We start from the raw sequence: 10,787 nt of genomic DNA, 5'->3' as shown, positions 1-10,787 counted from the left end.
GCATGCGATGACCGTGGATGATCTGGACCGCGACGTGCTGACGCAGCAGGCGTTGGAGGATATCGGCAGCAATCCGGCGCCGCTCGATCCGATCGGCGCCGTGATGGGCCGGCGGCTCGCGCGGCGCGCGGCGCTGCGTGGCCTGTTCGGCGCGGCCGCTGCCGCCGCGCTGCCCTTGCCAGCCGGTGCGCAGGAGGCCGCCTCGACGCTGGGCTTCCGGGGCCTGCCGCATGGCACCGGGGATGGCGAGGCGGTGGCCGAGGGCCATGAGGTGCAGGTGGTGATGCGCTGGGGCGACCCGGTGCTGCCCGGCGCGCCCGCCTTCGACCCCGCGCGCCAGACCGCGGAGGCCCAGGCGCTGCAATTCGGCTACAACAACGACTACCTGGATTTCTTCCCGCTGCCCCGGGGCGATGCCGCGAGCGAGCACGGGCTGCTGGTGGTGAACCACGAATACACGAACCCGGAGCTGATGTTCGCAGGGCTCGGCGATGCGCGCGCGGCGCGGCGCGGGACGAGCGAGGCGCAGTTCCGCGTGGAGCTGATGGCGCATGGCGCGAGCGTGGTGGAGATCCGCCGCGAGGACGGGCGCTGGAAGCCGGTGGCGGGAAGCGCGATGAACCGGCGCATCACCGGCGAGACCGAGATGCGCATCAGCGGCCCCGCAGCGGGACATGAGCGGCTTCGCACGAGCGCGGACCCGAGCGGCACGCGGGTGCGCGGCACGCTGAACAACTGCGCGGGCGGCAACACGCCCTGGGGCACGGTTCTCATCGCCGAGGAGAACTTCAACTACTATTTCGGCGGCGCGGGCGTGGAGACGGGGCCGCAGGCCGCCGCCTTCAAGCGCTATGGCTTCGTGCGGGACGCGCAATACACCTGGTACCGCTTCGATCCGCGCTTCGACGTGGCGCGCGAGCCGAACGAGCCGAACCGCTTCGGCTGGGTGGTGGAGTTCGACCCCTACGACCCGCAGAGCGTGCCGGTGAAGCGCACCGCGCTCGGCCGCTTCAAGCATGAGGGCTGCACCCATGCGGTGTCCGCCGATGGGCGCGTGGTGCTCTACATGGGCGATGACGAGCGGTTCGACTATGTCTACAAGTTCGTCACCGCGCGGGCCTGGAACCGGCAGGATCCGGCGGCGAACCGGGACCTGCTGGACGAGGGCACGCTGTATGCCGCGCGCTTCCACGACGACGGCAGCATGGAATGGCTGCCGCTGGTGCATGGGCAAGGGCCGCTGAACGCGGCCAACGGGTTCCATTCGCAGGGCGACGTACTGATCGAGGCGCGGCGCGCGGCGGACCTGCTGGGCGCCACGCCGATGGACCGGCCGGAGGACGTGGAAGCCAACCCGGTGAACGGGCGCGTCTATGTCATGCTCACCAACAACACGAGCCGGCGCGATGGCCGGACCGATGCCGCCAACCCGCGCGCGAGCAACGCGCATGGCCATGTGATCGAGATGATCCCGCCGCGCGTCGCGGGCGGTGTGGACCATGCCGCGCTGACCGGCCGCTGGGAGGTGTTCCTGATGGCCGGGCAGCCCGGCACGGCGCCGGGTGCCTCCTACCACCGCGCCGTGGGTGCCGAAGCCGGCTGGCTCTCCTGCCCGGACAACTGCGCCTTCGACAGCAAGGGCCGGATCTGGATCTCGACCGATGGCGCGCCGACCGCGGCCAAGGTGGCCGATGGGCTCTATGCCGCGGACACGGATGGCGAGGGCCGCGCGCTCACCCGGCGCTTCTACGCGGCGCCGAGCGGGGCGGAGGTCTGCGGCCCGCTGATCGGTCCAGGGGACCGCACCGTGTTCCTGGCCATCCAGCACCCGGGCGAAGAGGCGGGCAGCCGCTTCGACGCCCCCTCCACCCGCTGGCCGGATTTCGAGGAGGGGATGCCGCCGCGGCCTGCGGTGATCGCCATCGTGAAGAAGGATGGCGGGATGATCGGGGGGTAGGGCTCCGTTCTGGTCTGTCGGTTTGTCCCGGGGAGAGGAAGAAGGAATTCTTCCTCTCCCCGGACCCGTCGAAGGCAGTGCCTTCGACCATCACCTTCTTTTAGAAGTTTGGAATCACTCGGCTGCCGGTGCGCCTGAGGTCTCAGACCTCAGGCGACTGCAAAGGCAGGAAGGGCACCTCGAAACCAGAGACCCCGCCGGTCAACGGTATCCACGGCAGTCAGACGGGGTTCCAAGGGCCTCAGGCCCTTGGCGGGTCGAGGGCGGAGCCCTCAGTGGGAAGCCCTGAACAGGCCAGAACCTCCGCGGGGCATTGCGCCGTCACCTGTCCTGTCCCCGCAGCCCATCCGCCACCAGCATGGCCCCCGCGACCGCGAGGGCGATGGCGAGGCCGGGCCAGAGCGCCGCCATGGGGGCGCTGAAGACCAGGTCCTGCGCGTTGGCGAGCATGTTCCCCCAGGAGGAGGCCGGCGGCTGGATGCCGAGGCCGAGGAAGGAGAGCGTGCTCTCAGCCAGGATGGCGCCTGCGACGGCGAGGGAGCCCGCCACGGTGAGCGGCGCGGCCAGCGCCGGGGCGACGTGGCGGCGGAGGAGGCGGGCCTCGCTGACGCCCAGGGCGCGCGCGGCGCGGATATGGTCCCGCGCGAGGGTGGAGAGGGCGGCGGCGCGGCAGAGGCGGGCGACGCCCACCCAGCCGAAGAGGGCGAGGATGAGGGTGATGCGCCCGACATCGCCCCAGGCGCTGCCGCGGGGCAGGCCGATGGCGGCGGGGTCCATGGCCGCGAGCAGGACGAGCAGCGGCAGGGCCGGCAGGGCGAGGAGGAAGTCCGCTAGCCGCATGAGCAGCGCATCCACCCACCCCCCGCGCCAAGCCGAGAGGAGGCCCGCGGCGAGGCCGATGAGGCTGGAGGCGATGGCGGCGGCGAGGCCGACCGCGAGGGAGATGCGGGCGCCGTAGAGCAGCCGGAGAAGGATGTCGCGGCCGAGTTCGTCGGTGCCCAGCGGGTGCTCGGGGCTGGGGCCGGCCTGGCGGGCCAGGAGGTCGGGGACATCCGGGTCCAGGCCGAGCCAGCCCGCCACCCAGGGCGCGGCGAGGGCGCCCAGCGCGAGGCAGGCGAGGATGGCCAAGCCGAGGCGCAGGCGGGTCATGCGCGCCGCTCCGCCAGCCGCGGGTCCAGCGCGCGCTGGGCGAGGTCGGCGGCCAGGGTGGCGAGGAGGGTGGTGGTGGCGACGAGCAGCAGCGCCAGCAGGGCGAGGTTGTGGTCGTTGCCCATCACGGCATCGGTCAGCAGCTTGCCCATGCCGGGGCGCGCGAAGACCGTCTCGGTGATCAGCGCGCCGGAGACGAGGGCGCCGGCATCGAGCGCGAGCAGGGAGAGGAGCGGCACGGCGGCGTTGGGCAGGGCGTGGACGAGGGCGATCCGGCGCTCGGGCGCGCCACGGGCGCGGGCAGCGGTGATCCAGGGGGCGCGCAGCACCTCGGCCATGCTGGCGGCGGTATGGCGCGCATAGGCGGCGAGATGCGCGATGGCGAGGGTGGCGACGGGAAGGATGATATAGCGCAGCGCCTCCAGCATGCCGGGCGCATCCGGCGCGCCGCCGGCCGGCAGCCACCCCAGGGTGACGGCGAAGAGGATGATCATGAGGATGCCGAGCCAGAAGGCGGGCAGCGCCTGGGAGACGAGGGCGAGGGCGTCCACCGCGCCGCGCCAGCGCGGGCGCAGGGCGGCGAGGCTGCCGGCCGCGATACCGAGGAGGGCGGCGAGGCCGAGCGCCGTGCCGAGGAGGACGAGGCTGCCGCGCAGGGCGGGCCAGAGGATCTCGGCGGCAGGGCGGGCGAAAAGGCGGGAATAGCCGAACTCCCCGCGCAGCACGCCGCTGAGCCAGGCCCACCAACGCGCGAGAAGCGGCTGGTCGAGCCCATGCAGGGCCCGCATCCGCTCGATATCCGCCGGGCCCAGGCGGGGATCGGCCATCATCGCCAGGGCGATCGGATCGCCCGGCATGGCGCCGATGGCGAGATAGGCGGCGAGCGAGAGCAGCAGCAGCGTGGCCGCGATCTGGGGAATGCGCCAGGCGACGATGCGGAGCATCACCGCACCCGCCAGTCCGTCACCCAGAGGGAGGAGGGGGACATGTTGCCGGTGGGGCGGATGCCCTCCAGCCATTGCGGCCAGACATGCGGCTCCGCCCGGTGCCACAGGGGAAGGGCGGGGAGGTCCCGATGGGTCATGGCCTGCAGGCGCGCCCAGAGGGGGCGGCGCTTCTCCGCGTCCAGCTCCTGGGGCAGGGCTTCGAGCAGGGCGTCCATCTCCGGGTTGGAATAGCCGGGATAGTTCTGGCCGGACCAGTTGCGGGCGGCGCGGGGGATCTCGTCGGAATGCAGGGTGGTGCGGGGCACGTTCTCCGGGCTGCTGATCCAGGCGAAGAGGACCGCGCCGTTGAACTGCCGCTTCGAGAGGGTTTCGCCGAAGAGGACGCGCGGCGGCTGGTTGGCGATGCGGCCCTCGATGCCTGCCGCGCGCCACTGCCCCTGGATGACCTGCAGCACCGTCTCGCGGGAGCGGTTGCCGGCGGTGGTCTGCAGGTCGATCGCCAGGCGTTCGCCGGTGGCGTTGCGGCGGATGCCGTCAGGGCCCGGGCGCCAGCCGGCTTCCTCCAGCAGGGCGGCGGCGCGGGCGGGGTCGTGCGGCCAGGGAGCGAGCGACCGGTCGAGCATCGGGTCGTCCGGATGGATCGCGGTGGCGGCCACGGGCTGGCGGTTGTCGAACAGGCTCTGCACGATGCGCGGGCGGTCGATGGCGAGCATCAGCGCCTGGCGGACACGGACATCCCGCAGGACCGGGTTGTCCAGCCTGAGGTCGAGATGTTCCCAGACGAGGCCAGGACGGTATTCGAAGCGGAAGCGCCCCCGCGCGCGGCGCTCCAGCGCGATGGCCTGGTCGAGGGAGAGGCCAAGCTCGCCCGCGATCATGTCCAGCTGCCCCGCGAGGAGCTGGGCTTCCAGGGCGGCGGAATTCTCCACCACGCGGATGTTGATGCGGCGGAAGGCCGGGGCGGGGCCGGCCCAGGCGTCGTTGCGCTCCAGCGTCACGCCCGCGCCGGGCTGGACGGCGGTGATGCGATAGGGGCCGTTCCAGAGGCCCGGATTCGTCGTGTTCGTGTCATAGGCGGTGCGGGAGCGGTAGTTGCGGCGATCGGCCTCCCAGATGGCGCGGTCGATATGCGCGGGCAGGGGCTCGAAGCCGCCCGCGCTGCCCGCGTCGAAGCTCACGCGGTCGAAGCGGAGGGTGACGCTGCGCGGGCCGTCGGAGAGGAACTCATAGGCTTGGCGGTAGAACTCGGCGCCGCCAAAGCCGGTCTCGAAGGCGCGTCCGGCTTCCCAGGCGAAGCGCAGGTCCTCGGCGGTCACGGGCCGGCCGTCGCCCCAGCGGAGGTCTGCCCGCAGGCGCCAGGTGACGCGCATCCCGGGCTTGCCGTCCGGCGTGTTCTCCAGCGCGACCTGCCCGTTCTCCAGCGTGGGGATGCTCTCGCAGGCGAAGCAGGTGGGGCGCCAGTCCGGGCCATGGCCGGTGAGGGGGCGGCGCGCGAAGCCCAGGATGTAGGACTTCGCCAGCATGCTCTCGATATTCGGGTGGAAGGTGCCCGTGGCCTGGGAGAGGCCGATGGTGAGGGTGTCGTGGCCCTGGGCCGCGGCGCCGCCGGCAGGAGCGGCGAGGAGGGCGAGGGCCAGGGTGGCCGCGCGCCAGGGCATCGCTTCGATCATCCGCCCGATCATGGGGGGCTTCCCCCCTGGGGGGTAGCCCCGGCGGGTTCGCGGGGGTGCACGAACCCGCCGGGGACGCCGCGACGCCGCCTAAGGGGGGAGCGGCGCCGCGGTTGGGGTGGGGCGGTTCAGCCCCGCCTCATGCCATGGCGGGCAGGGCCGGGTTCCGCCGCCGGATGAAGCCGAGGCCGAGCAGGCCGGCGCCCAGCAGGGCGAGGCTCGCGGGCTCCGGCACGGCCACCACCTCCAGGGCGCTGATGGTGGCCTGGACCGTGGCGCTGTTGCCGAGGCCGAAGGAGAGGATGTCGGAGAAGGCGATACCGAGGACCGAGCCGTCCGAGAGGATCACGGTGGTCGGCAGGTTGTTCCAAAGGAGGTAGCCGGCGCTTACGACCCCGAGGACGGTGACATAGCCGCCGTCGCCGCTGCCCGGCACGGAAAGGCCGGTGGGCAGGTCGAAGGCGAGGGTGGCGGCCACGGTGGCCGTCGCGACGCCAAGGCCGGCTACCTTGATGGTGAAGAAGTCGAAGCTGCGGCTCTCGCCTTCCTCGAGCGAGAACACCTCGCTGTCCAGCCCGGCGGAGAGCGTGGTCTGCACGCTGCAGCCGAGGCAGGCGACCGGGGTGACATTGGCCGAGACCGAGGAGGTGGGGGCGCCGGCGATATCGAACTGGAGGCTCGGCGCCGCCGAGGCCGGGCCGCCGGCTGCTGCCAGGGAGGTGGCGATGAACGCGCCCGCGACCAGGGGCTTCATGTGTTGGAACATGGGACGTCTCCGCGTGTGGCGGAGGGCTAAGCGCAATCGGTGTGCCAGCCGTAAAGACGTTTCGATTCAACAACTTGCAAAAAGTTTCCCGGCCGGGGCCGGTGGGCTGTCAGTATTTCCGACAGCGGCCCCGGCCGGGTGTGGCCTTCAGTCGCCCAGCGCGAAGTCCAGCAGCAGCTTCATGTTGAGCACCACGATCAGCGCCGCCGAGGCCCAGCCCAGGGTGAGCTGCCAGGCCGGGGCGGAAAGGCTGCCCAGGCGCTTGCGGTCCCCCGCGAAGAGCATCAGCGGAATGACCGCGAAGGGAAGCTGCAGCGAGAGGATCACCTGGGAGAGCACGAGCATCTGCGCCGTGCCGCTCTCGCCATAAAGCGCGGTGACGGCGACCGCGGGGATGATGGCGACGAGGCGCGTGAGCAGGCGCCGCACCACGGGGCTGAGGCGGATATGCAGGAAGCCCTCCATCACCACCTGGCCCGCGAGGGTGGCGGTGACGGTGGAGTTGAGGCCGCAGGCCAGCAGCGCGATGGCGAAGAGATAGGGCGCGGAGGTGCCGAGCAGCGGCGCCAGCAGCTCATGCGCGTCCTGGATTTCCGCCACCTCGGTCTGACCGTTCGCGTGGAAGGCGGCGGCGGCGAGGATGAGGATGGAGGAGTTGATCAGCAGGGCGAGGCCGAGGGCGACCGTGCTGTCGATGGTGGCGAAGCGGATGGCCTCGCGCTTGCCCTCCTCGTCGCGGCGGATGTCGCGGGACTGGATGACGGCGGTGTGCAGGTAGAGGTTGTGCGGCATCACCGTGGCGCCGAGGATGCCGAGCGCGATGTAGAGCTGGGTCTGGTTCGTCACGACCGAGCTGGAGGGAAGATAGCCGCGCAGCACCTCGCCCCAGTTGGGGTCCGCCATCACGAGCTGCACGACGAAGCAGCCGGCGATGAGCGCGATCATCCCCATGATGAAGGCTTCGAGCCAGCGCATTCCCTTGTTCTGCAGCCAAAGGATGAGGAAGGCGTCGAGCGCGGTGAGCAGCACGCCGAGGAGCAGCGGGATGCCGAACAGGAGCTGGAGCGCGATGGCCGTCCCGATGAGCTCGGCCAGGTCCGTCGCGCAGATCGCGATCTCGGCGAGGAACCAGAGGGGGATGCCGACCCAGCGCGGGAATCGGTCCCGGCAGAGCTGGGCGAGGTCCCGCCCCGTCGCGAGGCCGATGCGCGCGCAGAGGGCCTGGAGCAGGATGGCCATGAGCGAGGAGAGCAACGCGACGGTCAGCAGCGTGTAGCCGAAGGCCGATCCGCCGGCGAGGGCGGTGGCCCAGTTGCCCGGGTCCATGTAGCCCACCGCCACGAGATAGCCGGGGCCGATGAACGCCATGAGGCGGCGCAGCCAGCTGCCGGCATTCGGCACCGCGATGCTGCGATTGACCTCGGGCAGGCTGGGGGTTTGGTCGAGCGGAGGGGCGAGAACCTCGTCGCGCGGCATCGTTATCCTTTCCGGTCCCGACACGCACGACGCATGAACAGCTGTTCACATCGTGACGTGTCGACGTATTGTTTTGATTTTTCAATCACTTGTTCGTAGGTAGCGGAGGGGTTGCCGCGCCGCAAGCGGCTTCTGTTCCGCGTCTCGGAATCGCGTGAACGTGTGATGTTCCCGGATGCATCCTCGCCTTCGCAGCCCCAGACCTTAGGCGTCACACGGACAAGGAATGCCTATGCTCAAGCCGATCCTGACCGCCGCCGCCGCGATAATCGCTCTGCCTGCCCTGGTCCCCGATGCGTTGGCGCAGAACGCGCCGGCCCATCTGCGGCCGACCCGGGACGTTTCCGTCACCTATCGCATGGAAGGCGGCGGCATGCCGCAGCCGCAGGAGATGCGGATGGCGTGGGACGTGTCGAACAATCGCCAGCGCGTGGATCCGCCGGGTGGCCAGGGCTGGATGCTGGTGGACCGCAAGGCCAACACCGCCGTGATGGTGATGGATGCGCAGCGCATGGTGATGCAGATGCCGCCCGCCACGGTGGGAGCGATGACGCAGGACCCGCCGGCCGGGACGGCCTTCACCGCCAAGGGCACGGACCGCGTGGCGGGCCAGGCCTGCAACCTGTGGGAGACGACGACCCCGCAGGGTAAGAGCACGGTCTGCCTGACCGGGGACGGCGTGCTGCTGCGCGCGCTGACCGAGATGGCGGCGCGCCCCGGCCTTCCGCAGGGCGGGACGATGCGCATGGAGGCGACCGAGGTGCGCTACGGCGCGCCGGAGGCGTCGCGCTTCACCGTGCCGCAGGGCTACCAGACCATGCAGGCGCCGGCCGGCATGCCGGGGGCGCCGGGTGGGGCACCGGGTGCCGCTCCGGGCGGGGCACCAGCGCGTTGATGGGTTGGCCGGGCGGGCCTCGGCCCGCCCGGCCCGGCTCCGGTCGGCTCTAACCCGCCGTGATACCCTTGCTGATCGCCTCCTCGGCGCTGCCGATCCCGCCGCGTGCCTTGGACCAGCTCATCGGGTCCTCCAGGAAGCGGCGCACCTCGCGCAGCGCCTCCTCGGAGAAGTAGGGGCGTTCGCGGCAGACTTCGAGCACGTCCCACCAGGTGCAGAGATGGAGCAGGTTGAGGTTCATCGTCTTCATCGTGTCGAAGGCGCCGGGGAAGACGCCGTAGAAGAAGACGACGAAGGTGTCGTCGCAGATCGCGCCCGCATCGCGCAGCACCTGGGCGAAGCGGATCTTGGAGCCGCCATCGGTGGTCAGGTCCTCCACCAGCAGGGTGCGCTTGCCCTCGGGCACGTCGCCCTCGATCTGCGCGTTGCGGCCGAAGCCCTTGGGCTTCTTCCGGACATAGGCCATGGGCGCCATCATCCGGTCCGCGATCCAGGCGGCGAAGGGAATGCCCGCCGTCTCGCCGCCGACCACGGCCTCGATCGTCTCATAGCCGATGTGGCGGCCGATCTTCTCCGCCGCCAGGTCGCAGATCGTCTTGCGGGCGCGGGGGAAGTAGATGATCCGCCGGCAATCGATATAGACGGGGCTCTTCCAGCCCGAGGTGAAGGTGTAGGGCTCTTCCGGACGGAAGTTCACCGCCTTGATCTCGAGAAGGATGCGGGCCGTGGTGAGCGCCGCGTCGCGGTCCCATTCGGAGGCGTGCTGGAGGGCCATGATCTTTCTCTCGATGCTTGGCGGCGGCGCGGAAGGATGGCGTTTCCCTAGCCGCACGGCGCGGCGGCGTAAATGCGTGGCTGGCGCCGGGGTCGGGGCGTGGGCCGGCGCACGGGCCGCCGCATGGGCGGGGCCATGACGGGGACGCCGCGAATCTGGGTGCTGGCCGACCCGCGGGCGGGGACGGCCGCCCAGGCGCTGGGCATCGCGGAGCGGCTGAGCGAGCCCTTCCGGACCCTTCCCCTGGAATGGGGCCCCGCGGCGGGCTGGCCCATCCCCTGGCCGAGCCTGATGGGGCTCCGCCCTGCCTCGCGCGAGGCGCTGCGGTGCGCGGCGCTGGAGCCGGGCTGGTCACGCTTCCCGCCCGGGGTGAAGCCGCGCCTGGCGGGGAACTGGCCGGGGCTGGTGATCTCGGCGGGGCGGAGATCGGCGCCGGTGGCACGCTGGCTCGGGCGGCGCGGGGCGCGTCTGGTTCACTGCATGCGGCCGGGCTTCGGCGCCCGGGACTTCGACCTGCTGGTGGTGGGGCGGCACGACCGCCCTGACCCGGCACCGAACCTGATAACCATCACCGGGGCGACGCACCGGGTTTCGCCCGCCGCCCTGGCCGCCGCGCGGGCGGAATGGGCGGCGCTGCTGGACCTGCCTCGCCCGCGTGTGGCGGTGATGCTGGGCGGTGCCGTGCGCGGCGAGGGCATGGCGCCGGCCGAGGCGCTGGCGATCCTGGAGAGGGTGCAGCCACGGGCCGGCAGCGTGCTGGCGACGACCAGCCGGCGCACGGGCGATGCGGCCGGGGCGGCGCTGGCGGCCCGGATGCAGGGGCTGCCGGGCGCGGTGCATCGCTGGGGGGCTGGCGGGCCGAACCCCTATCTCGGCTTCCTGGCGGCGGCGGATGCCGTGGTGGTGACGGGGGATTCCGTCTCAATGCTGTCCGAGGCGCTGGCGACCTCCGCGTCGGTCTTCGTCGCCGGTGCGCCCCCCGATGCCCCGCGCCACCGGGCCCTGCGGGACTCGCTTTTCGCCGCGGGGCTGGCCAGGCCGCTCGACGACTTCCCCGAGGCGCCGCCGCGCGCGGTGCTGGATGAGAGCGGGCGCGTGGCGGCGGCGGTGCGGGCGCGCTTTCTCGGGGGCGGGTAGGCTTCCCGCCCGTTC

9 protein-coding genes are annotated in these 10,787 nt (G+C 71.8%); 3 read left to right on the top strand and 6 right to left on the bottom strand.

Annotated features, from left to right (window positions below; translation table 11 throughout):
• The first annotated feature begins 7 nt into the window (after positions 1-7).
• Positions 8-1,957: a PhoX family protein gene (locus BUB97_RS13765; RefSeq protein ID WP_073135668.1), complete on the top strand. Its 1,950-nt coding sequence runs from the start codon at positions 8-10 to the stop codon at positions 1,955-1,957.
• A gap of 321 nt (positions 1,958-2,278) precedes the next feature.
• Here the strand turns inward: BUB97_RS13765 and BUB97_RS13760 are convergent, their stop codons facing one another.
• The 5 genes from BUB97_RS13760 to BUB97_RS13740 all read right to left on the bottom strand — a co-directional run bounded on the left by BUB97_RS13760 (position 2,279) and on the right by BUB97_RS13740 (position 7,965).
• Positions 2,279-3,106: an ABC transporter permease gene (locus BUB97_RS13760; RefSeq protein ID WP_073135666.1), complete on the bottom strand. Its 828-nt coding sequence runs from the start codon at positions 3,104-3,106 to the stop codon at positions 2,279-2,281.
• Complete coding sequence (locus BUB97_RS13755; RefSeq protein WP_073135664.1) at positions 3,103-4,050, bottom strand: ABC transporter permease; 948 nt, start codon at positions 4,048-4,050, stop codon at positions 3,103-3,105. Before BUB97_RS13755 ends, BUB97_RS13760 begins: the two co-directional genes overlap by 4 nt.
• The gene (locus BUB97_RS13750; protein ID WP_245818302.1) at positions 4,050-5,735 is read right to left on the bottom strand and encodes a peptide ABC transporter substrate-binding protein; all 1,686 of its coding nucleotides are present in this window, start codon (positions 5,733-5,735) and stop codon (positions 4,050-4,052) included. Before BUB97_RS13750 ends, BUB97_RS13755 begins: the two co-directional genes overlap by 1 nt.
• A 127-nt stretch (positions 5,736-5,862) precedes the next feature.
• Positions 5,863-6,489, bottom strand: coding sequence for a PEP-CTERM sorting domain-containing protein (locus BUB97_RS13745; protein ID WP_073135661.1), 627 nt, complete (start codon positions 6,487-6,489; stop codon positions 5,863-5,865).
• A gap of 147 nt (positions 6,490-6,636) precedes the next feature.
• The gene (locus BUB97_RS13740; protein ID WP_073135660.1) at positions 6,637-7,965 is read right to left on the bottom strand and encodes an Nramp family divalent metal transporter; all 1,329 of its coding nucleotides are present in this window, start codon (positions 7,963-7,965) and stop codon (positions 6,637-6,639) included.
• Positions 7,966-8,197: 232 nt separating this feature from the next.
• On the opposite strand from BUB97_RS13740, the gene BUB97_RS13735 reads away from it, so the two are divergent.
• The gene (locus tag BUB97_RS13735; protein ID WP_073135658.1) at positions 8,198-8,860 is read left to right on the top strand and encodes a DUF4412 domain-containing protein; all 663 of its coding nucleotides are present in this window, start codon (positions 8,198-8,200) and stop codon (positions 8,858-8,860) included.
• A gap of 49 nt (positions 8,861-8,909) precedes the next feature.
• Here the strand turns inward: BUB97_RS13735 and BUB97_RS13730 are convergent, their stop codons facing one another.
• On the bottom strand, positions 8,910-9,635 hold the full coding sequence (locus BUB97_RS13730) for an orotate phosphoribosyltransferase (RefSeq protein WP_073135656.1): 726 nt from the start codon (positions 9,633-9,635) through the stop codon (positions 8,910-8,912).
• Between the two features lie 135 nt (positions 9,636-9,770).
• On the opposite strand from BUB97_RS13730, the gene BUB97_RS13725 reads away from it, so the two are divergent.
• Positions 9,771-10,772, top strand: coding sequence for a mitochondrial fission ELM1 family protein (locus BUB97_RS13725; protein WP_073135799.1), 1,002 nt, complete (start codon positions 9,771-9,773; stop codon positions 10,770-10,772).
• Positions 10,773-10,787 lie beyond the last annotated feature (15 nt).

This window comes from Muricoccus roseus (assembly GCF_900141905.1).
GTDB classification, from domain to species: Bacteria; Pseudomonadota; Alphaproteobacteria; order Acetobacterales; family Acetobacteraceae; genus Roseomonas; species Roseomonas rosea.
Note: the sequence above shows the minus strand (reverse complement) of the source record. Positions and strands in the feature narration are given on the sequence as shown.

Coding starts and splice junctions, on each gene's coding strand:
- BUB97_RS13735 (WP_073135658.1), top strand. CDS start 8,198: ATGCTCAAGCCGATCCTGACCGCCGCCGCCGCGATAATCGCTCTGCCT.
- BUB97_RS13755 (WP_073135664.1), bottom strand. CDS start 4,050: ATGCTCCGCATCGTCGCCTGGCGCATTCCCCAGATCGCGGCCACGCTG.
- BUB97_RS13760 (WP_073135666.1), bottom strand. CDS start 3,106: ATGACCCGCCTGCGCCTCGGCTTGGCCATCCTCGCCTGCCTCGCGCTG.
- BUB97_RS13765 (WP_073135668.1), top strand. CDS start 8: ATGACCGTGGATGATCTGGACCGCGACGTGCTGACGCAGCAGGCGTTG.
- BUB97_RS13725 (WP_073135799.1), top strand. CDS start 9,771: ATGACGGGGACGCCGCGAATCTGGGTGCTGGCCGACCCGCGGGCGGGG.
- BUB97_RS13740 (WP_073135660.1), bottom strand. CDS start 7,965: ATGCCGCGCGACGAGGTTCTCGCCCCTCCGCTCGACCAAACCCCCAGC.
- BUB97_RS13750 (WP_245818302.1), bottom strand. CDS start 5,735: ATGATCGGGCGGATGATCGAAGCGATGCCCTGGCGCGCGGCCACCCTG.
- BUB97_RS13745 (WP_073135661.1), bottom strand. CDS start 6,489: ATGTTCCAACACATGAAGCCCCTGGTCGCGGGCGCGTTCATCGCCACC.
- BUB97_RS13730 (WP_073135656.1), bottom strand. CDS start 9,635: ATGGCCCTCCAGCACGCCTCCGAATGGGACCGCGACGCGGCGCTCACC.